25 protein-coding genes, 1 other RNA gene and 1 riboswitch are annotated in these 22,988 nt (G+C 66.9%); of the genes, 13 read left to right on the top strand and 13 right to left on the bottom strand.

Annotation, left to right across the window (positions count from 1 at the left end; all coding sequences use genetic code 11):
- Nucleotide 1: 1 nt before the first annotated feature.
- A complete protein-coding gene (gene ettA / locus ACZLIB_RS03155; protein ID WP_014035954.1) occupies nucleotides 2–1,666 on the bottom strand; it encodes an energy-dependent translational throttle protein EttA in 1,665 nt (554 codons plus the stop codon).
- 253 nt (nucleotides 1,667–1,919) lie between these two features.
- Here ettA and ACZLIB_RS03160 point away from each other — a divergent pair, with 253 nt between their 5' ends.
- From ACZLIB_RS03160 to ribD, 6 genes are all read left to right on the top strand, one after another.
- A complete protein-coding gene (locus ACZLIB_RS03160; protein WP_110711025.1) occupies nucleotides 1,920–2,393 on the top strand; it encodes an RcnB family protein in 474 nt (157 codons plus the stop codon).
- Nucleotides 2,394–2,581: 188 nt separating this feature from the next.
- The gene (gene glyA / locus ACZLIB_RS03165) at nucleotides 2,582–3,835 is read left to right on the top strand and encodes a serine hydroxymethyltransferase (RefSeq protein ID WP_010481990.1); all 1,254 of its coding nucleotides are present in this window, start codon (nucleotides 2,582–2,584) and stop codon (nucleotides 3,833–3,835) included.
- 124 nt (nucleotides 3,836–3,959) lie between these two features.
- A complete protein-coding gene (locus ACZLIB_RS03170; RefSeq protein WP_153856276.1) occupies nucleotides 3,960–4,379 on the top strand; it encodes a hypothetical protein in 420 nt (139 codons plus the stop codon).
- A 27-nt stretch (nucleotides 4,380–4,406) separates the two neighbouring features.
- Nucleotides 4,407–4,856: a hypothetical protein gene (locus ACZLIB_RS03175; protein ID WP_478469154.1), complete on the top strand. Its 450-nt coding sequence runs from the start codon at nucleotides 4,407–4,409 to the stop codon at nucleotides 4,854–4,856.
- 149 nt (nucleotides 4,857–5,005) lie between these two features.
- Nucleotides 5,006–5,527 carry a transcriptional regulator NrdR gene (gene nrdR / locus ACZLIB_RS03180; RefSeq protein ID WP_004143350.1) on the top strand — a complete coding sequence of 174 codons (522 nt, stop codon included), beginning with the start codon at nucleotides 5,006–5,008 and terminating at the stop codon, nucleotides 5,525–5,527.
- Nucleotides 5,528–5,647: 120 nt separating this feature from the next.
- Entirely contained in the window at nucleotides 5,648–6,733 is a 1,086-nt protein-coding gene (ribD, locus tag ACZLIB_RS03185) for a bifunctional diaminohydroxyphosphoribosylaminopyrimidine deaminase/5-amino-6-(5-phosphoribosylamino)uracil reductase RibD (protein WP_478469156.1), read from the top strand.
- Nucleotides 6,734–6,768: 35 nt separating this feature from the next.
- Here ribD and ACZLIB_RS03190 read toward each other — a convergent pair whose 3' ends face one another.
- From ACZLIB_RS03190 to ACZLIB_RS03200, 3 genes are all read right to left on the bottom strand, one after another.
- Complete coding sequence (locus tag ACZLIB_RS03190; RefSeq protein ID WP_478469157.1) at nucleotides 6,769–7,203, bottom strand: hypothetical protein; 435 nt, start codon at nucleotides 7,201–7,203, stop codon at nucleotides 6,769–6,771.
- A gap of 95 nt (nucleotides 7,204–7,298) precedes the next feature.
- Nucleotides 7,299–8,183 carry a hypothetical protein gene (locus ACZLIB_RS03195; protein WP_121504865.1) on the bottom strand — a complete coding sequence of 295 codons (885 nt, stop codon included), beginning with the start codon at nucleotides 8,181–8,183 and terminating at the stop codon, nucleotides 7,299–7,301.
- Nucleotides 8,184–8,335: 152 nt separating this feature from the next.
- Complete coding sequence (locus ACZLIB_RS03200; protein ID WP_032128042.1) at nucleotides 8,336–8,956, bottom strand: hypothetical protein; 621 nt, start codon at nucleotides 8,954–8,956, stop codon at nucleotides 8,336–8,338.
- Between the two features lie 187 nt (nucleotides 8,957–9,143).
- A riboswitch (FMN riboswitch) is annotated at nucleotides 9,144–9,289 on the top strand.
- Nucleotides 9,290–9,363: 74 nt separating this feature from the next.
- On the opposite strand from ACZLIB_RS03200, the gene ACZLIB_RS03205 reads away from it, so the two are divergent.
- The 5 genes from ACZLIB_RS03205 to thiL all read left to right on the top strand — a co-directional run bounded on the left by ACZLIB_RS03205 (nucleotide 9,364) and on the right by thiL (nucleotide 13,284).
- Nucleotides 9,364–9,990, top strand: coding sequence for a riboflavin synthase (locus ACZLIB_RS03205; RefSeq protein ID WP_065722764.1), 627 nt, complete (start codon nucleotides 9,364–9,366; stop codon nucleotides 9,988–9,990).
- Complete coding sequence (gene ribB, locus ACZLIB_RS03210) at nucleotides 9,987–11,087, top strand: 3,4-dihydroxy-2-butanone-4-phosphate synthase (protein ID WP_478469160.1); 1,101 nt, start codon at nucleotides 9,987–9,989, stop codon at nucleotides 11,085–11,087. Before ACZLIB_RS03205 ends, ribB begins: the two co-directional genes overlap by 4 nt.
- A 170-nt stretch (nucleotides 11,088–11,257) precedes the next feature.
- A complete protein-coding gene (gene ribH, locus ACZLIB_RS03215; protein ID WP_005408061.1) occupies nucleotides 11,258–11,725 on the top strand; it encodes a 6,7-dimethyl-8-ribityllumazine synthase in 468 nt (155 codons plus the stop codon).
- On the top strand, nucleotides 11,722–12,201 hold the full coding sequence (gene nusB, locus ACZLIB_RS03220) for a transcription antitermination factor NusB (protein WP_005408062.1): 480 nt from the start codon (nucleotides 11,722–11,724) through the stop codon (nucleotides 12,199–12,201). Before ribH ends, nusB begins: the two co-directional genes overlap by 4 nt.
- A gap of 120 nt (nucleotides 12,202–12,321) precedes the next feature.
- Nucleotides 12,322–13,284, top strand: coding sequence for a thiamine-phosphate kinase (thiL, locus tag ACZLIB_RS03225; RefSeq protein WP_080355242.1), 963 nt, complete (start codon nucleotides 12,322–12,324; stop codon nucleotides 13,282–13,284).
- Nucleotides 13,285–13,514: 230 nt separating this feature from the next.
- Here the strand turns inward: thiL and ACZLIB_RS03230 are convergent, their stop codons facing one another.
- The 5 genes from ACZLIB_RS03230 to ACZLIB_RS03250 form a co-directional block, all read right to left on the bottom strand.
- Complete coding sequence (locus ACZLIB_RS03230; protein ID WP_032128040.1) at nucleotides 13,515–13,700, bottom strand: hypothetical protein; 186 nt, start codon at nucleotides 13,698–13,700, stop codon at nucleotides 13,515–13,517.
- A gap of 341 nt (nucleotides 13,701–14,041) precedes the next feature.
- A complete protein-coding gene (locus tag ACZLIB_RS03235) occupies nucleotides 14,042–15,427 on the bottom strand; it encodes an FAD-binding oxidoreductase (protein WP_478465306.1) in 1,386 nt (461 codons plus the stop codon).
- Entirely contained in the window at nucleotides 15,424–16,179 is a 756-nt protein-coding gene (locus ACZLIB_RS03240) for a metal-dependent hydrolase (protein WP_478469161.1), read from the bottom strand. Before ACZLIB_RS03240 ends, ACZLIB_RS03235 begins: the two co-directional genes overlap by 4 nt.
- A gap of 110 nt (nucleotides 16,180–16,289) precedes the next feature.
- On the bottom strand, nucleotides 16,290–16,658 hold the full coding sequence (locus ACZLIB_RS03245) for a YraN family protein (RefSeq protein WP_478469162.1): 369 nt from the start codon (nucleotides 16,656–16,658) through the stop codon (nucleotides 16,290–16,292).
- A complete protein-coding gene (locus ACZLIB_RS03250; protein ID WP_164079782.1) occupies nucleotides 16,648–18,369 on the bottom strand; it encodes a penicillin-binding protein activator in 1,722 nt (573 codons plus the stop codon). The genes ACZLIB_RS03245 and ACZLIB_RS03250 overlap by 11 nt, the downstream gene beginning before the upstream one ends.
- 81 nt (nucleotides 18,370–18,450) lie before the next feature.
- Between ACZLIB_RS03250 and rsmI the strand changes: the two genes are divergently transcribed.
- Nucleotides 18,451–19,269, top strand: coding sequence for a 16S rRNA (cytidine(1402)-2'-O)-methyltransferase (gene rsmI, locus ACZLIB_RS03255; RefSeq protein ID WP_005412235.1), 819 nt, complete (start codon nucleotides 18,451–18,453; stop codon nucleotides 19,267–19,269).
- Between the two features lie 152 nt (nucleotides 19,270–19,421).
- On the opposite strand, the gene ACZLIB_RS03260 is transcribed toward rsmI, so the two are convergent.
- Nucleotides 19,422–20,198, bottom strand: a complete 777-nt coding sequence (locus ACZLIB_RS03260) for a nucleotidyl transferase AbiEii/AbiGii toxin family protein (protein WP_478469164.1) — start codon at nucleotides 20,196–20,198, stop codon at nucleotides 19,422–19,424.
- Between the two features lie 89 nt (nucleotides 20,199–20,287).
- A complete protein-coding gene (locus ACZLIB_RS03265; protein WP_164079784.1) occupies nucleotides 20,288–20,947 on the bottom strand; it encodes a type IV toxin-antitoxin system AbiEi family antitoxin domain-containing protein in 660 nt (219 codons plus the stop codon).
- Between the two features lie 171 nt (nucleotides 20,948–21,118).
- Between ACZLIB_RS03265 and rnpB the strand changes: the two genes are divergently transcribed.
- Nucleotides 21,119–21,470: RNase P RNA component class A (rnpB, locus tag ACZLIB_RS03270), an RNA gene on the top strand.
- 123 nt (nucleotides 21,471–21,593) lie between these two features.
- Here the strand turns inward: rnpB and ACZLIB_RS03275 are convergent.
- Nucleotides 21,594–22,073: a DM13 domain-containing protein gene (locus tag ACZLIB_RS03275; protein ID WP_049448907.1), complete on the bottom strand. Its 480-nt coding sequence runs from the start codon at nucleotides 22,071–22,073 to the stop codon at nucleotides 21,594–21,596.
- A 101-nt stretch (nucleotides 22,074–22,174) separates the two neighbouring features.
- Nucleotides 22,175–22,963, bottom strand: coding sequence for an NRDE family protein (locus ACZLIB_RS03280; RefSeq protein ID WP_478469166.1), 789 nt, complete (start codon nucleotides 22,961–22,963; stop codon nucleotides 22,175–22,177).
- Nucleotides 22,964–22,988 lie beyond the last annotated feature (25 nt).

Genomic DNA, 22,988 nt, shown 5'->3' on the forward strand with positions numbered 1-22,988 from the left:
CTTACTTCAGCGCCTTGAAGCGCAGGCGCTTCGGCGCAGCGTCATCGCCCATGCGGCGGCGCTTGTCTTCTTCGTACTCGCGGTAGTTGCCCTGGAAGAACTCCACGTGCGAGTCGCCTTCGAACGCCAGGATGTGGGTCGCGATGCGATCCAGGAACCAGCGGTCATGCGAAATGACGAAGGTGTTGCCCGGGAACTCCAGCAGCGCATCTTCCAGCGCACGCAGGGTTTCGATGTCCAGGTCGTTGGACGGTTCGTCGAGCAGCAGCACGTTGCCACCCTGCAGCAGGGTCTTGGCCATGTGCAGGCGGCCACGCTCACCACCGGACAGCGAACCGACCATCTTCTGCTGGTCCTGGCCCTTGAAGTTGAAGCGGCCGATGTAGGCGCGCGACTGGATCTCGATGCCGTTGATGTTGAGGATGTCTAGGCCGCCAGCGATTTCCTGGAAGACGTTGTGGTTGCCTTCCAGCGCGTCGCGGCTCTGGTCCACGTAGGACAGCTTCACGGTCGGGCCGACCACGATCTCGCCGGTATCCGGCTTTTCCTGGCCGGTGATCATCTTGAACAGGGTCGACTTACCGGCACCGTTCGGGCCGATGATGCCGACGATGGCGCCGGCCGGCACCAGGAAGTTCAGGTTGTCGAACAGCAGGCGGTCGCCGAACTTCTTCGAGACGTTCTTGAACTCCATCACCGCGTTGCCCAGGCGCTCGCCCGGCGGGATGAAGATTTCATTGGTCTCGTTGCGCTTCTGGTAATCGACCGACTGCAGCTCTTCCAGGCGGGCCAGACGGGCCTTGCCCTTGGTGCGGCCGCCCTTGGCGTTCTGGCGCGACCACTCCAGTTCCTTCTGGATCGCCTTCTGGCGGGCCTTTTCCTGGTTGTCTTCCTGCTTCAGGCGCTCATCCTTCTGGGTCAGCCAGTCGGTGTAGTTGCCCTTCCACGGAATGCCGCGGCCGCGGTCCAGTTCCAGGATCCACTCGGCGGCGTTGTCCAGGAAGTAGCGATCATGGGTGACCGCCACCACGGTGCCGGTGTAGCGCGCCAGGAACTGTTCCAGCCATTCCACCGACTCGGCGTCGAGGTGGTTGGTCGGTTCGTCGAGCAGCAGCATGTCCGGCTTCTGCAGCAGCAGGCGGCACAGCGCCACGCGGCGCTTCTCACCACCGGACAGCTTGCCGACGATGGCATCCCACGGCGGCAGGCGCAGCGCATCGGCGGCCACGTCCAGCTGGTTTTCCAGGGTGTGCGCGTCGCCAGCGGCCAGGATCGCCTCCAGGCGTTCCTGCTCCTTGGCCAGCGCATCGAAGTCGGCACCTTCCTCGGCGTAGGCCAGGTACACCGCGTCCAGCGCGGCCTGGGCCTGCAGCACTTCGCCCACGCCTTCCTCGACCGCTTCACGCACGGTCTTGGTCGGGTCCAGCTCCGGTTCCTGCGCCAGGTAGCCGACCTTGATGCCCGGCTGCGGGCGGGCTTCGCCCTCGAAATCGGTGTCCACGCCGGCCATGATCTTCAGCACGGTGGACTTGCCGGCGCCGTTCAGGCCCAGCAGGCCGATCTTCGCGCCCGGGAAGAAGGACAGCGAGATGTCCTTGATGATCTGCCGCTTGGGCGGGACCACCTTGGACACGCGGTTCATGGTGTAGATGTATTGCGAGGACATGCGGTCTCCGTAGGCGCGGCCCTGCACCCGACCCGTCACGGGAACATCCCGTTGCGGCAGCGGGCACAGACTGAAATGGAATACCGCCAATTATAGCCGGAACCGGTTCCGGGCCGCGCCTGGAAGGGGCTGCCGGGCTGGCCGCGGCCTGAATACCTCGTCACAGTCCTGCAGCGGGAAGCGTTTCCAGCCGGAAACGGTTCAGATCGGGTGCGCAATATGGGTTCACCACCCATCCATGCAGAGGTCTGACATGCGCATCAATCGAGTAATGGCCGGCGCCGTGGCCTCTGTGCTGGCGCTCGGCGCCGTGGCCCCGGCCTTCGCCGACAACGACCATCGCCGCGACCATGATCGCCGCGAGTGGCGCGAGGACCGCCGCGAGTGGCGCCAGGATCGCCGTGACTGGGAGCGCGACCGCCGCGAGGCCCGGCGCGACTACCGCCAGGATCGCCGCGAGTGGCACCGCGACCATGACCGCTATTACCGCCCGGCACCGCCGCGTGTGGTGTACCGCCCGGCCTATGGCCCGGGCTACGGCTGGAAGGTCGGCCATCGCTACCGCGACTACTACCGTGGCCCGGTCTACGTGGTGAACGACTACCCGCGCTACCACCTGCGCCGCCCGCCCTATGGCCACCAGTGGATCCGCGATGACCGCGGCAACATGCTGCTGGTTGCCATCGCCACCGGTGTGATCGCCCAGTACGTGCTCAGCAGCCGCTGAGGATCGCAGTCGGGGTCGGATCCCTTTGCAGCGCAAAGGGCTCTGCCCCCGCAACGCCACTCGAAACCATACGGGGCCGGATTCCTTCGGGGATGCCGGCCCCGTCCGTTTCGGCCCCGGCAGGCCCGGTGCGGGGCTACAATCGGGGGCTGAGCCGTACCCCTTTTCCCTGCCTGCTGGAGTACCCGATGTTCCCGCGTGACGTCCGCATCGAATCCTACGATCCCGAACTGGCCAAGGCCATCGCCGCTGAAACCCAGCGCCAGGAAGACCACGTCGAGCTGATCGCCAGCGAGAACTACACCAGCCCGGCGGTGATGGAAGCCCAGGGCAGCCAGCTGACCAACAAGTACGCCGAAGGCTACCCGGGCAAGCGCTACTACGGTGGCTGCGAATACGTGGACATCGCCGAGCAGCTGGCGATCGACCGCCTCAAGCAGCTGTTCGGCGCCGACTACGCCAACGTGCAGCCGCACAGCGGCTCGCAGGCCAACCAGGCCGTGTACTTCGCCCTGCTGCAGCCGGGTGACACCATCCTCGGCATGAGCCTGGCCCACGGCGGCCACCTCACCCACGGTGCCAAGGTCAATGCCTCGGGCAAGCTGTTCAACGCCGTGCAGTACGGTGTGAACGACCAGGGCCTGATCGATTACGACGAAGTCGAGCGCCTGGCCCTGGAGCACAAGCCGAAGATGGTCGTGGCCGGCTTCTCGGCCTACTCGCAGGTGATCGACTGGGCGCGCTTCCGCGCCATCGCCGACAAGGTCGGTGCCTACCTGTTCGTCGACATGGCCCACGTCGCCGGTCTGGTCGCCGCAGGCGTCTACCCGAGCCCGCTGGAACACGCGCACGTGGTCACCTCGACCACCCACAAGACCCTGCGCGGTCCGCGCGGCGGCATCATCGTCGCCAAAGGCGCCGACGAAGACCTGGTCAAGAAGCTGCAGTCGATCGTGTTCCCGGGCATCCAGGGCGGCCCGCTGATGCACGTCATCGCCGGCAAGGCCGTGGCCTTCAAGGAAGCGCTGGAACCGGGCTTCAAGGCCTACCAGCAGCAGGTGGTGAAGAACGCCCAGGCGATGGCCAACACGCTGATCGCGCGCGGCTACAAGATCGTCTCCGGTGGCACCCAGAACCACCTGATGCTGGTCGACATGATCGGCAAGGACGTGTCCGGCAAGGACGCGGAAGCCGCGCTGGGCAAGGCCCACATCACCGTCAACAAGAACTCGGTGCCGAACGACCCGCGTTCGCCGTTCGTGACCTCGGGCCTGCGCCTGGGCACCCCGGCGGTGACCACCCGTGGTTACGTCGAACAGGACTGCGTGGACCTGGCCAACTGGATCGCCGACGTGCTCGACGCACCGAACGATGACGCCGTCATCGCCCGCGTGCGCGACGCCGTCAGCGCGCAGTGCCGCAAGTACCCGGTCTACGGCTGATCGCAGCAGGGGTCAGAGCCCTTTCCTGACGGAAAGGGATCCGACCCCGAAGCCCGGATCGAAGCAGGGGTCGGATCCCTTCCCGCAGGGAAGGGCTCTGACCCCGGTATCGGAGCAACCGCGCATGGATGAGCGCCACCTCAAGTACCTGTACACCGCGCTGGCGGTGCTGTTCGGCCTGCCCAGCCTGGCGATGGGCGGCGCGGCGGCGACGATGCTGCTGCTGATGGGGCTGGGCCAGTTCGGTCATGGCACCCTGGCCTCGGTGACGGTGATGCCGCTGTGGGGCCTGGCTGGCATTGCCGGCTGCCTGGCCTGGTTGTGGCTCAGCGCGGGTTTTCTGCTGCAGGGGCGTGCCGGGCTGCACGTGCACCGCCTCTGGTGGTGGATGCTGCTGGCGGGCGGTCTCGCCGCCTTGCCCCCGCTGGGGCTGGCGCTGTGGTGGGGCATCGCCGTGCACGGCGAAGGCATCGGCTTGTTGCTGTTGGGCCCGTCGATGCTGGTGCCGGCTGCGATGCTGGTGTGGATCAAACGCCGCGCATGATGCGGCCCAGGGAAGGAAACTGAACGCATGGATGAGCGTCTGCACAAACGCTGGATGGCCATTGCCGGCCTGTTGGTGGGCCTGCCCACGGTGGCCGCCGGAGGCACGTGTGCCGTGCTGGGTCTGATGGTCGTATGGGATGGCAAGTACCTGACGGGCGACGAGCACAGGATCCTGCTGTTGTGGTCGTCGGCCGGGATCATCGGCCTGCTGTCGTGGTTGTGGCTGAGCGGCCTGTTCCTGTGGCGCGGTGTTACCGGCCTGCGCCAATCGCCGGTTGTCGCCTGGATAGGCCTGGCGCTGGGAAGCCTGGCCGCGCTGGGCGTGGTCGCCGCCACGCTGTACTTCACCTTCAAGCGCGGAGAGATCACGACCCTGGCCTTCCTCGGGTTCGGCCCGCCGCTGCTGGTGATGACAGGGCATCTGGCGTGGCTGCGTTGGGCGCGCGCGGCCTCGGCGCCGCCGGCACCCGGTTGAACGCGCAGCGCTGACCGCGCTGGAGGCTCTGTTCGGCCGAAATGCAGGCACTTCCGCGCAGACAGCATTTGCTGCGGGGCCCTTTCTCAGGTACCTTTGCGACGCTGCCATGACCGTGGCAATAGGTACTTTCCTGAGCCAGGCGTTCCATGCACTGCCCCTTCTGCCAACATGCCGATACCCGGGTCATCGACTCGCGCGTCTCCGAAGACGGCGCGACGATCCGTCGTCGGCGTGAATGCGAAGCCTGTGGCGAGCGCTTCAGCACCATGGAAACGGTGGAGTTGAAACTGCCTGCCATCGTCAAGAGCGATGGCACCCGCGAGGCATTCGACCAGCGCAAGGTCCGCGCCGGCTTCGACCGCGCGCTGCAGAAGCGTGCGGTGGCCGAAGACAAGATCGAGGCGGCGGTACGCGCCGTGGTCCACCAGCTGCGCATCAGCGGCGAGCGCGAAGTGCCCTCGATCAAGGTCGGCGAGTTCGTCATGAACGAACTGCGCAAGCTCGATCATGTGGGCTATGTGCGCTTTGCCTCGGTGTACCGCAGCTTCGAGGACGTGGCCGATTTCCGTGAGGAGATCGAGAAGCTGGAGCGCGATCTGCCCTCCAGTACCGAACAGCTGCAGCTGCTGGGCGATGTGATCGCCCTGACCAAGAAGAAGAAGGGCTGACCGCCTCTGCCTTGGTGGGTGCCAACCTTGGTTGGCGCCGAAGGCACATCCACTGGTGGGTGCCAACCGTTGGTTGGCACTGATGGCGTGGATCCACACCAACGGCGCTACCATGGCCGCATGACCACCCCGTTCTCCGTTCTCGACCACCTGCACATGGCCAACGCACTGCGCTTGGCCGAGCGTGCCGCCTATACCACCCGCCCCAACCCGATGGTCGGCTGCGTCATCGCCCACGGCGAACGTGTGGTCGGGCAGGGCTGGCACCAGCGCGCCGGTGGACCGCACGCCGAAGTGTTCGCGCTGCGCGAGGCCGGCAGCGAGGCACGTGGTGCCACCGCCTACGTCACGCTGGAACCCTGCGCACACTACGGTCGTACGCCGCCGTGTGCGCTGGCCCTGATCGAAGCGGGCGTGTCGCGCGTGGTCGCGGCCATGCGCGATCCATTCCCGAAGGTCGATGGGGGTGGCTTCGATCTGCTGCGCAACGCCGGCATCGAGGTCGCCGAAGGGCTGATGGCGGCGCAGGCACGCGAGATCAACAAGGGCTTCCTGTCGCGTGTGGAGCGCAACCGGCCGTGGCTGCGGGTGAAGCTGGCCGCCAGCCTCGACGGTCGCACCGCGATGGCCGATGGCAGTTCCAAGTGGATCACCGGGCCGGCCGCGCGCGAAGACGTGCAGCACTGGCGCGCGCGTGCGGGTGCGATCCTCACCGGCGCCGACACGGTGCTGGCTGATGATCCGATGCTGACCGTGCGCCTGGCCGATACCGAGGTGATGCCACCACTGCGCGTGGTGCTGGATTCGCGCCTGCGTTCGCTCGAATGCAGCCGTGTGCGCGAGGGCGGAGCATCGACGTTGTACCTGCATGACGCTGCAGTGAGCGCACCGGACGCGGCCGACGCCGAATTCGCCAGCGTACCCTGCGTTGATGGGCGGTTGGATCTGGGCGCGGTGCTGGCGCTGCTGGCCGAGCGCGGCATCAACGAAGTGCATACCGAAGCCGGCGCGACCCTGGCTGGGGCACTGCTGCGCGGCGGCTGGGTCGATGAGCTTCTGCTCTATCAAGCTCCCACGCTGCTGGGCGATACCGGTCGCCCGCTGCTGGCCGGCCTCGGCATCGATGCCATGGACCAGCAGCGTCGCCTGCGTGTGGTTGACCAGCGTCAGGTCGGTGAGGACATCAGGCTGCTGCTGCGCCCTTGAGGGAATGACGCGAAGCAGGGGCGACGCCCTTGCCGTCAGGCATCCTCGTCGTCTTCTTCGCCGATGGGGCACTGGCCCTTCCACTGCTGCTTCCACAGCGCATGCAGGTTGCGGCAGTACGCGCCCAGTGCCTCGCCCGGCAGGTTCTTCGCCTTCAATCGCAACTGGTGACGGGTAAACCCGTCGTCGTACTCATGCGGCAATACCAACACGGCACACTGATCGTGGTACATCAGGAACGCGTGACAGTCGTCGTCTTTGCTCATCCACGCATCCAGCTGCCGGTCGCTCAGCAGGGTTGACTCGAAGGCAACCGCTGGGATGACCGAGAAGGTCGTAATCCTGGACTTGGGAGCTTTGGCTTGCCCGCACGCCACAAGCGCCAGCAGCGTCAGCAACATGACCATGGTCGACGTCGTGCGGTGTTTCATGCGGTTGCCCCGATGGAAGAGGGCAACAGCATTGACCATGCAGGCCACGCAGGGCCATGCAACGGTTCTGAAAGTGCGGGTGCAGTCGTCATCCGCGACCGAGAGCCGAGCGTGGGCTCGACTCTACACGCGGCTCACGCGCACTCGTCGGTCCACATCATCTCGGCGATCGGGCGCAGTGCCTTGCACTCCTGCGTCATCTCATCGGCCGACTGCACCTGGGCCTTGGCCTTCAGTTCCTCGGCCATGGCGTCCACGCCGCTGATCTGGTCCGGTGCGACCTTCGCCACGCAGGCACGATGCTGCTGCAGCAACAGGTCGCAGCCCGGTACGCCGGTCACCTTCGGCGCGTTGGCCGCCTGCGCGTCCTGCATCCAGTCCTCGAACGGTGCCAGCGCACCGGCCACGGTGCCCACCAGGTCATCGAAGTTGCCGCTGTACCAGTAGCCGTTGTCCTTGGCCGGGTACAGGGTGAAGGTGCCGCTGACCGGCACGCGCGCGCCACTCTGCAGCGCCTGGGTGTAGGCATCGGTGAACTGCTTGCGCGAGGCCGGGCTGGCATCGGATGCGAGGCTGGCGGCGAACAGCGGGCGCACCTTGCCCAGGTCGGGCAGCTGGCAGCTGTAGGTGATCCGCGCCAGCTTCTGGTCTTCAACGTATTCGTTGTCTTCGATCACGCTCTTGGTCGCGCGGCACTTCGAATCACGCAGCGCCTTGGCATACAGCGCTTCGGTGGCTGCAGCGTCTACCTTGGCGCCGGTGCTGGCCAGTACGGTCTGCCAGGGTTCGGCCAATGCCTTGGCCAGCGCACCCGGGTTCGGGGTCACAGCGTCCTGGCCTTCGAATGCCGGTTTCAGTGCGTCGTTGAGCGCGCGCGTGGCGGTCGCGTCGTCTTCCAGCAGGGTGCGTGCATACAGGTCGAACGCCTGTTCGGGCGATAGCGTGGCCGGGGCGGCCGTGGCGATCAGCGGGGCGCACAACAGCATGCTGGCCAGCAGAGTACGGGTGGGGGTCTTCATGACGGTGTTTTCCTGTTCCAGAGGCGCGCAAGCCTAGCGCATCTGCGTGGACTTTCGATGGCGCGATGGGGTCACGAGGTCGTGTATGCCGGCCAAAAAAACGGGCCCCTTGCGGGGCCCGTTCGATCGCACGACGAGGAGCGATCGCTGGATCAGAAGCTGGCGCGGACGCCGGCCGAGTACTGGGTGACGTCGCGGTAGCCGGAGATCTCGCCCACCAGACCCCAGGTCCTGGTGAAGTTGATCTGGCCACCGATGGTGCCGACCCAGGTGCCCTTGTAGTTGTTGCCGCCGTCCATGTAACCGGCCTTGGCCCAGGCTTCGGTCATGCGCGACGGCTTGCCGCGGATGCCCATGGTGGCGCGGGCCAGGTTGGTGTGGTCCTTGTAGCGGTCGCTGTAGCCGTCATAACGATCGGTCAGCTCAGCGTTCTGGCGCACCCAGGCGATGTCGGCGGTGAAGTCGACGCGGTCGGTCCACGGCATGTGGTAGCCGATGCCCAGCTCCGGCTGATTCAGTTCAACCTTCAGCGAACCGTCGCTGTAGTGATAGGTCTTGCTGGTGCGCGACCAGCCACCAAACACGTAGACCTGTTCGGCGATGGCCACGGAGCCACGCAGGTAGCCGCCGTCGACCTTCGGGTCGTCCAGTGCGTTGTCGTCAACCTTGACCTGCGTCCAACCGCCTTCAACGTAGGTGTAGCTCAGGGCGTCGGCCGAAGCCGAGAGCGGGGCGGCGGCCAGCAGGGCGGCCACGATCAGCATCTTGCGCATGGGAATTCCTGTGAATTTCAGTCCTTTGGCGGGCATGCCCAGCGGGCTGCCCGTGGCGACCTCATGTCGTCCGGGGCAGAATTTTAATGAAAGTTTTACAAATTGCGAGCGACGGCCGTCACAGCTGTGGCATCCGACCCCGTTCAGCACGGGCTGGTACACTAGCCACGCCGGTTCGCCGGTACACAAACGTCTTCAGGGCGGGGTGCAACTCCCCACCGGCGGTAGGTGCGCAAGCACGAGCCCGCGAGCGCCCCGGCCCACGGCCGGGGGTCAGCAGATCCGGTCCAATGCCGGAGCCGACGGTCATAGTCCGGATGAAAGAAGACGGTGCCACAGGGCTCATGCCCTGCGTGCGCCTGTTTGCCTTGCGGCGTTTTTCGCTCACTTTTCGCGGAGAACGTTACTTGTTTACTGGAATCATCGAAGGCGTCGGCCGTCTGGCCGCACGCGAATCCATCGGCGGCGATGTCCGCTTCACCTTCAACGTCGGGAACCTGCCGTTCGACAACGTGCAGATGGGCGAGAGCATCGCCATCAACGGCGTCTGCCTTACCGTCATTGCGTTCGACGCCAGCAGCTTCCAGGCCGATGCCTCCACCGAGACCCTTGGCCTGACCACGCTGGGCCAGCTGGGCGAGGGTGCGGTCATCAACCTGGAACGCGCGATGCGCCCGACCGACCGCCTCGGCGGCCATCTGGTCAGCGGCCACGTCGATGGCCTCGGCCAGGTGCTGTCCATCCACGAAGACGCGCGTGCCCAGCGTTGGCGATTCGCAGCGCCGGCCTCGCTGCGCCGCTACATCGCCAAGAAGGGCTCGATCTGCGTGGACGGCGTCAGCCTCACCGTCAACGAAGTGGATGATGAGGGCTTCGAAGTCGCCCTGATCCCGCACACGGTGGCCAACACCGCCTTCTCCGCCGCGGGCGTGGGCAGTGCGGTCAACCTTGAAATCGACCTGGTCGCCCGATACGTGGAGCGCCTGATCAGTGTGCCGGCCAACGGTCAGCACCCGCATGGAGATGCAGCATGAATTTCGCCCCGATTCCGGAGATCCTGGAAGACATCCGCCTGGGCCGCATGGTCGTCATCGTCGATGACGAAGACCGCGAGAACGAAGGCGACCTGATCATGGCCGCCGAGCTGGTCAAGGCCAGCGACATCAACTTCATGGTCACCCATGGCCGTGGCCTGGTGTGCCTGCCGCTGAACCGCACCCGCGCCGCCGATCTCGGCCTGGCGCCGATGGTGCAGGCCAATACCGCGCAGTTCCAGACCAATTTCACGGTCAGCATCGAGGCCGCCGAGGGCGTCACCACCGGCATCTCGGCGCATGACCGCGCGCATACCATCCGTACCGCGGTGAAGCCCAACGCCAAGCCGTCGGACCTGCACCAGCCGGGCCACATCTTCCCGCTGATCGCTCAGCCGGGCGGCGTGCTGACCCGCGCCGGCCACACCGAGGCGGCCGTGGACATGGCCATGCTGGCCGGGCTGGAACCGGCCGGCGTGCTGGTGGAGATCCTGAACCCGGATGGCAGCATGGCACGCCGCCCGGAACTGGAAGTGTTCGCCCGCGAGCACGGTCTGAAGATGGGCTCCATCGCCGACCTGATCGCCTACCGCCTGGCCACCGAAAAGACCGTCGAGCGTGTGGACGAGCGCGAGATCGAGACCGAGTTCGGCCCGTTCAAGCTGGTCACCTACCGCGATCGCATCGCCCACGACGTGCATTTCGCCCTGGTGCGCGGCACCTCGGATGCCGAAACGCCGACCCTGGTGCGCGTGCAGGTGGAAAACCCGCTGGCCGACCTGCTGCACTGGCGCCGCGATGACTTCGGCGTGGCTGCCACCGATGCCCTGCGCGCGATCGATGCCGAAGGCGCCGGCGTGATGGTGGTGCTGTCGGCCCCGCGCGACGGCGAGGCCCTGCTGGCCCGCCTGCGGCAGCAGCCGGCGCCGGTGGTGCCGGGCAAGGATAAGGACGTGAGTCAGTGGCGCCGCAATGGTGCTGGCGCGCAGATCCTGTCCGACCTGGGCCTGGGCAAGCTGCGCGTACTGGGCACCCCGCGCCGCCAGATCGGCCTGGCCGGGTACGGCCTCGAAGTGGTGGAGACGGTGACCCTGTAATGGGTGGTGCCGGCCGCTTGCCGGCAACCGCAGTCCCCGTGATTGCCGGCCAGCGGCCGGCACTACCGGTGGGTGGCGACCGTTGGTCGGCACCCACCGGGCCCCCATCGGCCACGGCCGGGGCCCATCCACGCTAGAATTACCCCCTTATCGAGTCCCCCAAGCCGCATATGAGCCACTTCGAAGGCGATCTTCGCACTCCCGAATCGGCGCGCTTCGCCATCCTGGCCAGCCGCTGGAATGCCCGCATCACCGACACGCTGGTCGCTGGCGCCCGCCAGAGCCTGGCCGGCAACGGCATCACCGAAGCCAACATCGACGTGATCCGCGTGCCGGGTGCCTGGGAACTGCCGCTGGTGGCCGCGCGCCTGGCCGCCGCCCACGAACACGCCGCCATCCTTACCCTGGGCTGCGTGATCCGTGGCGATACCCGTCACTACGAGCATGTGGCCGATCGCTGCGCCGAGGGCCTGATGCGCGTGCAGCTGGACTTCGGCGTGCCGGTCCTGAACGGCGTGCTGGCGGTGGAACGCGTTGAAGACGCCGAGGCCCGCGCAGGCGGCAGCCACGGCAACAAGGGCGAGGAAGTCGCACTCGCCGCATTGGAAATGGTCAATCTTCTGGAGCAGCTGCCATGAACAAGAACACCCAGGGCAAGCCCTCCGGTAAACCCGTCCGCCGTGATGGCGTCGATCCGGTGCTGCGCTCGCGCGCCCGCCGTCGTGCCGTGCAGGCCATCTACGCCTGGCAGATCTCCGGCGGCAACGCCCAGTCGCTGATCGCCCAGTTCGCCCACGAGCAGGCCCGCGAAATCGCCGACCTGGCGTACTTCGAAGCGCTGCTGCACGGCGTGCTCGACAACCGCCGCGACATCGACGAAGCGCTCGGCCCGTACCTGGACCGTGGCATCGAAGAAGTGGACGCGATCGAACGCGCGGTGCTGCGCCTGGCCGCCTACGAGCTGCGCTACCGCCTGGACGTGCCGTACCGCGTGGTGATCAACGAAGCCATCGAATCGGCCAAGCGCTTCGGTTCCGAGCATGGCCATACCTACGTCAACGGCGTGCTGGATCGTGCCGCCGTGGAATGGCGGAAGGTCGAATCGGGTCACTGACCCACCTGTGGTAGTGCCGGCCGCTGGCCGGCAGCTGCAGGGATCCTGAGGTTGCCGGCCAGCGGCCGGCACTACCGCCCACCGCGCCCTGCGCGGCACGTACAACAGCGGGAGCGCCCCATGTCCCTGGCCGAATTCGCCCTCATTGACCGCATCCGCGCCCGCACCCTCGAGCGCGACGACATCCTGCTCGGCATCGGCGACGACGCTGCGCTGCTGCAGCCGCGTGCCAATGAGCAACTGGTGGTCACTGCCGACACGCTCAACAGCGGCGTGCACTTCCCGGTGGAAACCCCGGCCTTCGACATCGGCTGGAAGACCCTGGCGGTCAACCTGTCGGACCTGGCTGCGATGGGCGCGCGCCCGGCGTGGTGCACGCTGGCGTTGTCGCTGCCGGAAGCCTCCGAAGACTGGATCGATGCGTTCGCCGATGGCTTTTTCGCCCTGGCCGATCAGCACGACATCGCGTTGATCGGCGGTGACACCACGCGTGGTCCGTTGTCGCTGTCGGTGACCGCGATGGGCCAGGTGGGACGTGGCCAGGCGCTGCGTCGCGACCGCGCGCAGGTGGGCGATGACATCTGGGTGAGCGGCACGCTCGGCGATGCCGCTGGCGCGCTGCGCCTGTGGCAGCAAGCTGCGCTGAGCATCGCCACCGCCACGCTGCTGGCCGACTACGAAAGCCTGCGCCTGCGTCTGCTGCGGCCGACGCCGCGTGTGACCCTGGGCCTGCGCCTGCGTGCGTTCGCACACGCAGCGGTGGATGTGTCCGATGGCCTGCTGGCCGATCTGGGTCACATCACCACGCGCAGCAACGTGGCCGCACATGTCGATGCCGATTCGTTGCCGATCTCCCACGCGCTGCGTGAGCTGCTCGGCCGCGATGGCGCGCGCGACTGCGCACTGCGCGGTGGCGACGACTACGAACTGTGCTTCACCGCCGCCGCCGACCAGCGCGACGCGCTGCACTACCTGGCCGAATCGCTGGACGTGCCGCTCACCCGCATCGGTCGCATTGCCGAAGGGCAGGGCGTGCATGTGGATGGCGAAGCCGCCGACGGCGGATACCAGCACTTCGTCTGATTGATGACGCCGGGCATGGCCCGGCGCTGCCACGCGACTGAAACCGCCGGGCATGACCGGGTGCTGCCGTATCGGTGCGCGGTTGCTGGATGACATCGACGCTGCAGAGCCGAGCCTACGCTCGGCTCACGCGCGAAGCGCGGCTTTCATCGCGATGTGCCCCATGGCAGCCGAGCATGGGCTCGGCTCTGCAAATGTCGCTAAGCTGCCTGCAACTGCACATCCAGTACTCAGTCAGCCTGCGGCTGCCTGCCGCGACGCTGCTGCAGGCAGGACTCACACGTGACCGTTGCCAGCGACCGCGCATCGTTGACCGCGGCCAGGGCCTGCTCCAGGATCGGCGCGAGGTCATGTGGCAGGCGCGCAGCGGCTTCGCCAAGAGTGGTGATGACATGGGGATAGAGAGGCTTGTACATCTCGGCATCCTTGTTCGCAGGGCGTGGGCGCTGTTGCTTCGACCCAACCCGTTCGGCGGTTGCCAACGGCTCACAGAGATGCCGATGGTGCTGTCACTGCAGGCTCGCTGGACCAGGCAGCTGGCGCTCACGACGGGCGTGGGTCAGAGCTGTGTGGTGCTGTTGGCGATATGGTCCTGGCAAAGGAGCAGTTTTCCCATGCAACAAGTTGCAAAGCACACTGGACACCGGATGGAGCTTCAGTTGACGGCTGGCAGCGTGAAGGTCCGTAGCGGGTACAGTGCGACGCCTCCAGCTGGGGAGGGCTCCTGCGGGTCGTCGTCAACACATTGGCAGTGGCACTACACCGGCGGCAGCACCTTGCCGGGGTTGAGGATGCCGTCCGGGTCCAGCGCGGCCTTGATCGCTCGCATCGTCGCCAGCGTTTCTGCGGTGAAGGCCTTCGCCATGAAATCTCGCTTGGCCAGGCCAATGCCGTGTTCTCCCGACAGCGTGCCGCCCAACGCCAGCGTCAGCTCGAAGATCTTTGGCAGCGCGGCATGCGCGCGCGCGTTCTCGTCGGCATCATCCGGGTGGTAGAGGATGTTGACGTGCAGGTTGCCGTTGCCGGCATGGCCGAAGGTGACGATGGTGAGTGCGTAGTCACGTGCCAGTGCCTGCACGCCGGCCACCAGTTCCGGAATGCGCGACACCGGTACCACCACGTCTTCGTTGATCTTGCCCGGCGCGACGCTGCGCAGTGCGGGCGACAACGCTTTGCGTGCGGCCCACAGCTGATCGCGTGCACGACCTTCCATCGCCACATCCAGTTCGATCATGCCGTCGCCCTCTGCGGCGCTGGCCAGCGCCTGCAGCAGGTAGGGCAGGGTGTCGTGGTCACCATCGGCTTCGACCAGCAGCATCGCGCCAGCCTCGGGTACGTCCGCACCGTTGAGACGTAGCAGCTCAAGGCTGCGAGCGTCCATGAATTCCAGGCGGGTGGGTACCACCGGCTGCGACATCAACCGCGACACGGCGGCCGCAGCAGCATCGGCATCGCGGTACAGCACACGCAGGCCGGCCTGGCTGACTGGCAACGGGGTCAGTTTGAGCGTGGCTTCTACGATCAGTGCCAGCGTGCCTTCGCTGCCCACCAGCAGATGCGTGAGGTCATAGCCGGTGGCGTCCTTGGTGTAGGCACCGCCGCAGCGGATCACGTCGCCGGTGCCGGTAACGGCAACCAGGCCCAGCACGTTGTCGCGGCTGGTGCCGTACTTCACTGCGCGCGGGCCACCGGCATTGCAGGCAAGATTGCCACCGATGCTGCAGATCTCGGCGCTGGAGGGGTCCGGTGCCCAGAACAGACCATGCGGGGCCAGCGCCTGCTGCAGGGCGCCGTTGAGCACGCCCGGTTGCACCACCGCGCAACGGTCACCGGCGCGGATCTCGACGATGCGGTCCATGCGGGTGAACGACAGCACGATACTGCCGGGCAGCGGCACCGCCGCGCCGGTGGTGCCGGTACCAGCGCCACGTGCGACCAGGGCCACGCCATGCGCACGGCAGGCCCGCACCAAAGCCTGCACCTGTTCGATGTCGGCTGGCAGCGCCACCGCCGCCGGACGCTGGTGACGCCATGAGTTGTCCTGCGCGTTCGCCTCCAGCGCGCCGTCATCCATGCGCCAGCCCTCCGCGCCCAGCAGGGCGGACAGTTCGGCAACCAGTGCAGCAGGCAGGGCAGGACTCATGACGGATCTCGTGGGGCAGCAGGAGCGGGTTGGATCAGTTTCCAGGCAACAACGGCGGTAGCCAGTGGCAGCCACACCCAGCGCAGTTCAGAGAGCAGGGTGGCCACGCCCCGCGCGCTGAAGAACTGCGGGGCGAAGGGTGAAACGCGGATGGGTCGCCACGGCGCGAAGAAGCGTTGTTCGCTCCATGGCCAGGCAAGGGCGACGCCGAGGCCGCCGGAGGTCATCGCATCCAGCAACGGATGGCTGGCGGCGCAGACGAAGACGAACACCGCCGCTTGTACGGTCGATGTCACCGTTGGCCCTGCCTTGGTGGGTGCCAACCTTGGTTGGCACGAAACCGCCAACCAAGGTCGGCGACTACCGGAGCTGTGTGGTGCCGACCAAGGTTGGCTGCTACCAGAGCGTGCCATTGCCTCTTCGGTAGGTGCCAACCTTGGTTGGCACAGAAGCGCTGACCAAGGTCGGCGACTACCGGAGCTGTGTGGTGCCGACCAGGATCGGCGGCTACCGAAGAACGCCAACACCGCGGCCACCGCCGCCAGCACGCCGGCAAACAGCAACGAATGGCTGGCACCGCGATGTCCGAACGCATCGGCGTAGGGAATATGCAGTGCAAAGGCCAGCACGTCGGCATCGGGCAGCATCGCAGCGATCACACCGGCCGCCAGCAGGCGCGGTGGGATGCGGCCACGATCAGCGGCGCACCACAGCGCCAGCGGCACAGCGGCATGGGTGATGATCGAAGGCATCAGTCACGCACCATGGTAGTGCTGGCAAGGCTGCGCACTGGTAGGTGCCAACCTTGGTTGGCACAGAAGAGCCGACCAAGGTCGGCCTCTACCAGAGCGGACGGAAACCATCAGCAGTCATCCAGCCGGAACGCATCGCGCAGCCAGTTCAACTGCGGCGGTTCACCCGTGGCTTCCACCACATCAAAGCGACAAGGCGCATCGGCCAGCGCAGGATTGTCCTGCAGGTATAGCAACGCGGCATGCGCCAGGCGCCGGCATTTGCGCGCATCCACCGAGGCGGCGCCGCCACCGAAATCGGAGCGCGCGCGATAGCGCACTTCCACGAACACCACGGTGCCGGCATCGTCCATCACCAGGTCCAGTTCACCGCCGCGATAACGCACGTTGCGCGCACGCGGCTGCAGTCCGGCCTGTTGCAGATGCTGCTCGGCGGCGGCTTCCACCGCCGAGCCGCGTTGGCTGCGCTCAGCGACCACCGACGATCGGCATCGGCCGGCCGCCATTGAAGGTGGACCATGCCGGCTGGCGCAGGATGTTGCCGTTGCTGTCCAGGAACAGGGTGCCGGTGGCACCGTCCAGGCCGCCCTCGTTGGACAGCTTGTCCAGATAGGCGGTGATCTTCCAGGCATCGGCACCGAAAGCGAACAGGCGGCCAGCGGCGCCGCGAGCGCTGGGCAGCGCGCTGGCCACCTGGCTGGCCGAGGGCAGGCCGGACACGCTGCGCACATTCCAGGCTTCGTTCGGGTAGACGATGCCGTCCAGCGCCACGTCTTCTTCCACCTTGCCGCTGCCGACGGTCAGCTGCGAGGTGCCGACGCGGGTCGCGCCACCGGCACCGGCCAACGCCAGCTGCGGCGCCAGCAGCCGGGCCTGCGGGGCGCGCACGGCGAGGAACACGGCATCGACCTGACCGGCATTGCGCACCTGCGCGCCGACATCGCCGACGGCTTCGCTGACATTGACCGTGGCCACCACCTGGCCGCCGCGCTGTGCGAAGCGCTGGGCAAAGGCGGCGGCGGAACGGCGGCCGGTGTCGTCGTTGCTGCTGATCACCAGCGCGCGGTTGCGCTCGCGGCCACGCAGGTACTCGGCGGCGACGATGCCGTCGTCTTCCGGTGCCAGCGAGAAACCAGCGCTGCCGGCCGGCGGTGCATCCTTGCCGCGGTTCAGGGCCAGCACCGGTACCTGCAGCTGCTGGCGGCCGTACACGGCGTCCACTTCGTCGCGGCCCAGCGGGCCGACCACGAAGTCGGCACCGGAGGCGACGGCCTTGTCGTAGGCGGCGAGGGCACCAGCCGGGGTGCCAGCGGTGTCGAAGAAATTGATGTCCGGGCGGCGACGGCTTTCACCGTAGTAGGCGCTCAACAGACCATCGCGCACCGGCTGTGCGGCGGTGGCCAGGCGGCCGCTGAGCGGCAGCAGCACGGCCAGCTTGGCCGGCGGCCGGTAGCCGTCGCTCATCGCCGGCGGGCGCTTGCTGGTATCGAACTGGGCCGCGCCATCGCGGTCGAACGGGCGCGGCAGCGGCAGGCCGCGCGCGATCAGCGCACGGCCGGCGAAGTTGTACAGAGGATCGTTGGCCGGCAGGGCAGCGGCACGGCTGCGCAAAGTGGCGTCGTCGAGGGTACCGAGCAGGCCGGAGATGGCGGCCTGGTTCTCGCTGCGCGCACTGCCGGTCAGGCTGGCATGGGCGCGTGCACGTTCGGTGGCGGCGGCGAAGGCATCGCCGGTGCCCTGCAGCGCGTTGGCGCGGGCCAGATACCAGCGCGTACGCAGCGCCGGCAGCACGTTGTCGCCGTGGTCCTTCAGCAGGGCCAGCGCCTGCGCCGGTTGCTTGTCGGCCAGTGCCAGCTCGGCGCCGGTCAGCTGGTAGCGCTGCAGGCTGGCGCCGGACAGCTGGCGGGCGGTGAGCTGGCCCAGCAGGCTGCGCGCGCGCGCACTGTCACCGGCCAGGTGCCAGGCCCAGGCCGCGTCGGCCAGCGCGTTGCTGCGGGCACCGCCGCGCAGGGTGGCGGCCAGGGCTTCCAGCTGCAGCGCGGCGTCGCGTGGCTTGCCCTGTTCGATCAGCGCCAGCGCCTGGCTCTGGGCCGGCGAATCGGGCGTGCTGGTCAGGCTGGTGGTGGCACAACCGGCCAGCAGCATCAGCGACAACGACAGGGCGGAGATCCGTGCGGCGGGCTTGTTCATGATCGGGTCCATGCGATGAGGGCAGCGGCCTTGGCCGGGTACACGCTACGATTCTACCCTTGCCCCGTGAGTACCGCTGAAATGAGTGTGCCAACCCTGTACGTCGTCGCCACCCCGATCGGCAACCTGGCCGATCTGAGCCCGCGCGCGCAGGAGGTGCTGCGGTCGGTGGCGGCCATCTGTGCCGAAGACACCCGCCGCAGTGGCCAGCTGCTGTCCCATTTCGGCATCCAGCAGCCGTTGGTGGCCCTGCACGAACACAATGAAGAGGCCCTGGCCCAGCGCCTGGTCTCGCGCCTGCAGGCCGGTGAATCGCTGGCGCTGGTCAGTGATGCCGGCACCCCGCTGGTCAGTGACCCCGGTTTCCGCCTGGTGCGTGCTGCGCGCGCGGCGGGCATCAAGGTCAGCCCGATTCCCGGCGCCTGTGCCGCCATCGCTGCGCTGAGCGTGGCCGGCCTGCCCAGCGACCGTTTCAGTTTCGAGGGTTTCCTGCCGGCCAAGGCCAGCGGCCGCCGCGACCGCCTGCAGGCGCTGGCCGGTGAAGTACGCACCATGGTGTTCTACGAATCCTCGCACCGCATCGCCGAATCGCTGGCCGACATGGCGGCGATCTTCGGCGGTGAGCGCCCGGCGGTGTTGGCCCGCGAGCTGACCAAGCTGTTCGAGACCGTGCTTGATGGTGACCTGGCCGGCCTGCTGGCGAAGGTGGAAGCTGACGAGAACCAGCGCAAGGGCGAGTTCGTGGTGATGGTGCAGGGTGCTGGCGACGATGAGGAAGCGCAGCTGGCGCATGGCCGCCGTGTCTACGCCAAATTGAGCGAGCATCTGCCGCCGTCGACCGCCGCCAAGCTGGCTGCCGAGCTGACCGGCGCACCGCGCAAGGCGTTGTACGGGAGTTGATGGATCGTGCGGACCAAGGTCCGCACCCACCAGAGCGGAATCCGCACCCACCAGAGCAGCGGAATCGGTAGATCCACGCCATGCGTGGATGAACGGGCCGCGCCGGGGTCTGCACCCACCCGGGCGGACCGATAGCGCCAGGCCTTGCGACGTCAGGACTGTACGGGTGTGTCGAGGGTGTCCAGATAGTTGGCAATCTCGGCAATCACCGAAGAGAGGTCCGGCGCGATCAGGCGATTCCTGCGCAGGAAGGCGCGCCACTGGGTCTGCTTCTGGGGATCTGCGGCGAATGACTGAGTCAGTCCGTAGGGCAGGGGCGTTGGCGCTCGGGTCCTTCGTCGATCAAACGTCGCGCCAATGGCCGCAACAAGGTGCGGGCGATCCATGGCGTCTTCACGGATCAGTGCCAGCAAGTCGAAGAAGTCCTTCATCCTGCTGTTAGCGATGCCCAGTGCCGCTATAGCCTCGAGCTTTTCGGCAAACACGGTTTCGCGTGGATAGACGCGCAGGCAGGCTGGAGGGAATCCCTCCAGAATCACCGGATAGGTGATTTCCGGCGGCGGGGTGATCACCGCGTCGCCAAACCCGACGTCCCACTGCACATGGCAGCGTGCGCGGCCCAGATGTGCGATCAGGCGCATGCGCAGCCCCTCGTACGTGGCTTCTTCACGTATGGCCTCGATGACGATGCTGCCTGGATCGAAGCGCAGGCCGTCGTCCCCGGGCATTCCACAGAGCGAAAGTGCGATATGTAGCAGGCGATCGGGCTCAGCGCTGCCGGATCCCAGGAAATCGGCATCCCGTGTAGGGCGGTGCGGCGCGTCGAACCACACTGCGAACAGCATGGCACCCTTCAGCAGGAACTGGTCGCGGTATCGAGAAGCGGAGAGCCGGTAGAGCAGGCGCTCAACGGCGAACCTGTCCAGCACGAACCGAAAGTCCTCCCCCCGCTTGCGTGCGAGATCGAGCAGCCGTTGCCGGATGGAAGCAGCGCGGTGGGGAGGTGTTGGAGAGGGGATCAAGCCAGGGCATCGAGGTACGGTCTCATCAGTCTGGCAACGCGGCAGATCCGCGCATACTCCATCAACGCATCCGGCGTGGTTGCATGGCCGTGAAGCGCGTCACGCAGGGCTTCAAGTGCGACATCAAGCCCTACGAGATTGCGGAACTTGAAGCAATCGACGACGGTTTTGGCTACGTTGCTGACGTATATGAGACGTCCGCCTACGCGACGTTCTTCCAGCCCCGCATTGAGGGTCGTTGCCGACATGCGGACCACACGGAGGGGCGGCCAGTCGATCCGCGGAACGCGGTCGCTGTTGCCGATGGAGACCCAGCGTTCGAATGGTGCCTGGGTGGTCAGGCCATGCAGGCGCAGGGCGCTCAACAGGCATAGACGGGGGTGTGGCAGGCGTTCTGCAATGATCCGCAGTCCATCATCGGTGTCGTCGCTCTTTCTTTCCGCCAACGCGTAGACGCCACGGGACAGCCGGATCAGTGCGCCTGCCTCGACCAGGCGGGTCAGTTGGGCGCGGGCGATCCCGGCAGTCACCAGTTCGCGGGCGCGCAGGGTGCCTGCGCGTCGCAATAGCTTTCGTGCCTTGGCCTCGGCGTTTCCCATGACGGCATTGTTCCATAATGTCGGGTGTTTTGAATATCGACCGACAAAAAGGAACATCGTTGGCTGCGGCGAGTGAATGGTGCGGACCAAGGTCCGCACCCACCAACGCGGAATCCGCACCCTCCAGAGCAGCGGAGTCGGTAGATCCACGCTATGCGTGGATGGATGAACCGGACGCCGCGATCAGCACGGCAGGAAGGGCGTGCGTAGGCTAGAATGTGCACTGGCGGAGCCGGCCAGACAGTCGCGTCATCCCTTCGGGGGTGCCGAGGAAAGTCCGGGCTCCATAGGGCAAGGTGCCAGGTAACGCCTGGGCGGCGCAAGCCGACGGAAAGTGCAACAGAAAGATACCGCCTACGTCTTCTTCGGAAGGCCGGTAAGGGTGAAATGGTGCGGTAAGAGCGCACCGCGAGTCTGGCAACAGACCGGCACGGCAAACCCCACCTGGAGCAAGACCAAATAGGGATCCTTTGGCGCGGCCCGCGTTGGATCCGGGTAGGTTGCTTGAGCGTTGCGGTGACGTAACGCCTAGAGGAATGACTGTCCACGACAGAACCCGGCTTATCGGCCGGCTCCGCCTCCTTCTTCCATATGCGTGAACCGCGCATCGGTAGTGCCGGCCGCTGGCCGGCATCTTCACGATGCCTGCAGGGCGGACAGAGTGCCGGCCAGCGGCCGGCACTGCCTCGACGTCGCGCGTTCGTCAGCCCGGCGTACGGTACTGCCCTGCGGAAATGAACTGCGAGAAGCGCTCGCACCACACCACCACCGTGGTGTAGTCGTCCACGTTGACGTCATCGGGCACATCGACCAGGAAACGGTTGAAGGTCTTCACCTCGCCGATGCGCCGGGCCTGCGCCTTGATCTTCAGGAAGTCTGCCTTGTTGTCGACGAAATCGCGGACCAGGTAGACCTTGTAGTCCGGTCCCGGTCCCATCTTCCCGTCGAAGGCCACCTGGCGTGCGCTGACGCTGACCTTGCCTTCCGCCCAGTGCACCGCGTCGCTGCCCTTGAGGTCGCGGCGGAACGTGGTGTGATGGGTGGCGTCGTTCATGGCGGCCTGCACCTGTGCCGCGGGCGGATCATCAGGAGCGATCAGGATCGGCAGGAAGTAGACGCCCAGGCCGAAGCCGAGGCCGAGGGTGAGCAGGTGGGTGGCGACAAGTACGAGAACACGGCGCATCGATGACTCCCTGTGGATCGGTGAGGCGCGCGGCAGGACCGCGCCAGATCATCGTGTGGCGTGCGTGCAGACATTTATAGACACAGAAAACAGGTACAGGGTCAGAAATCGACCTTGCTCTGGCCCAGGGCGACGCCCTGCGGGCCAAAGCGGCGCTCGTGGATCTGGCCGTGGCCATCGGCGTCGATCAGCAGCACGGTGCTGGCGCGGGTGCCGTAGTCGTCGCCGCGGATGAAGGCGGGGCTCAGCCAGCGCTCGCGTTCCAGGCCGATGCCGGTGTCGGGCAGGTCGCTGTCGGCGGGGCGATGTTCGTCGGCCAGGGCGGCCCAGAGCGGGGTCAGGTCCGGGGGCAGATCCTTTTCGCTTTGCGAAAGGGATCTGCCCCGGTCTTCCTGCAGCCAGGCTCCAAGGGCCGCCATCAGCCGCCGGGTCTTCGGCCAGGGCGCGTCCAGCGCACCGTTGGACATGCCATGCACGCCCGGGCCCAGGCTCTGCCGCTCGGCGGGGTGGTTGCCCAGGAACTCCAGGCTGTGGCCGTCGGCCAGCAACAGGTTGAACGGCGCGTAGGCGCCGGCCACGGTTGCCAGTCGGTCGATATGCACGGCGGCCGGGTCGCGGCCGCGCAGGAAGTCGGCCACCAACGCGCCCCGTGAAGGACCGGTCTGGGAGGCCAGCGGATCACGCACATTGGTGACCACCGCCATCCGGCCTGCGGCACCGACGCCGGCCCAGCCGCCGCCGGAGCGCAGGTCGCGCCCCCCGATGACGGAGGTCTCATCTTGCCAGGGGGCCAGCGCCGCCGTCGGGCGGGCGTGGAACTCATCACGGTTGCCGGTCATCACCAGCCGCCAGCGCGGGTGGTGCATCCAGCCAAGAGCGAGCAGGCACATGGCCTCATTGTGCACGGTTTGCGCA

It is taken from the genome of Stenotrophomonas sp. 220_Sma, assembly GCF_056487375.1.

Coding starts and splice junctions, on each gene's coding strand:
- ettA (WP_014035954.1), bottom strand. CDS start 1,666: ATGTCCTCGCAATACATCTACACCATGAACCGCGTGTCCAAGGTGGTC.
- ACZLIB_RS03160 (WP_110711025.1), top strand. CDS start 1,920: ATGCGCATCAATCGAGTAATGGCCGGCGCCGTGGCCTCTGTGCTGGCG.
- glyA (WP_010481990.1), top strand. CDS start 2,582: ATGTTCCCGCGTGACGTCCGCATCGAATCCTACGATCCCGAACTGGCC.
- ACZLIB_RS03170 (WP_153856276.1), top strand. CDS start 3,960: ATGGATGAGCGCCACCTCAAGTACCTGTACACCGCGCTGGCGGTGCTG.
- ACZLIB_RS03175 (WP_478469154.1), top strand. CDS start 4,407: ATGGATGAGCGTCTGCACAAACGCTGGATGGCCATTGCCGGCCTGTTG.
- nrdR (WP_004143350.1), top strand. CDS start 5,006: ATGCACTGCCCCTTCTGCCAACATGCCGATACCCGGGTCATCGACTCG.
- ribD (WP_478469156.1), top strand. CDS start 5,648: ATGACCACCCCGTTCTCCGTTCTCGACCACCTGCACATGGCCAACGCA.
- ACZLIB_RS03190 (WP_478469157.1), bottom strand. CDS start 7,203: ATGGTCAATGCTGTTGCCCTCTTCCATCGGGGCAACCGCATGAAACAC.
- ACZLIB_RS03195 (WP_121504865.1), bottom strand. CDS start 8,183: ATGAAGACCCCCACCCGTACTCTGCTGGCCAGCATGCTGTTGTGCGCC.
- ACZLIB_RS03200 (WP_032128042.1), bottom strand. CDS start 8,956: ATGCGCAAGATGCTGATCGTGGCCGCCCTGCTGGCCGCCGCCCCGCTC.
- ribB (WP_478469160.1), top strand. CDS start 9,987: ATGAATTTCGCCCCGATTCCGGAGATCCTGGAAGACATCCGCCTGGGC.
- ribH (WP_005408061.1), top strand. CDS start 11,258: ATGAGCCACTTCGAAGGCGATCTTCGCACTCCCGAATCGGCGCGCTTC.
- nusB (WP_005408062.1), top strand. CDS start 11,722: ATGAACAAGAACACCCAGGGCAAGCCCTCCGGTAAACCCGTCCGCCGT.
- thiL (WP_080355242.1), top strand. CDS start 12,322: ATGTCCCTGGCCGAATTCGCCCTCATTGACCGCATCCGCGCCCGCACC.
- ACZLIB_RS03230 (WP_032128040.1), bottom strand. CDS start 13,700: ATGTACAAGCCTCTCTATCCCCATGTCATCACCACTCTTGGCGAAGCC.
- ACZLIB_RS03235 (WP_478465306.1), bottom strand. CDS start 15,427: ATGAGTCCTGCCCTGCCTGCTGCACTGGTTGCCGAACTGTCCGCCCTG.
- ACZLIB_RS03240 (WP_478469161.1), bottom strand. CDS start 16,179: ATGCCTTCGATCATCACCCATGCCGCTGTGCCGCTGGCGCTGTGGTGC.
- ACZLIB_RS03250 (WP_164079782.1), bottom strand. CDS start 18,369: ATGAACAAGCCCGCCGCACGGATCTCCGCCCTGTCGTTGTCGCTGATG.
- rsmI (WP_005412235.1), top strand. CDS start 18,451: ATGAGTGTGCCAACCCTGTACGTCGTCGCCACCCCGATCGGCAACCTG.
- ACZLIB_RS03265 (WP_164079784.1), bottom strand. CDS start 20,947: ATGTTCCTTTTTGTCGGTCGATATTCAAAACACCCGACATTATGGAAC.
- ACZLIB_RS03275 (WP_049448907.1), bottom strand. CDS start 22,073: ATGCGCCGTGTTCTCGTACTTGTCGCCACCCACCTGCTCACCCTCGGC.
- ACZLIB_RS03280 (WP_478469166.1), bottom strand. CDS start 22,963: ATGTGCCTGCTCGCTCTTGGCTGGATGCACCACCCGCGCTGGCGGCTG.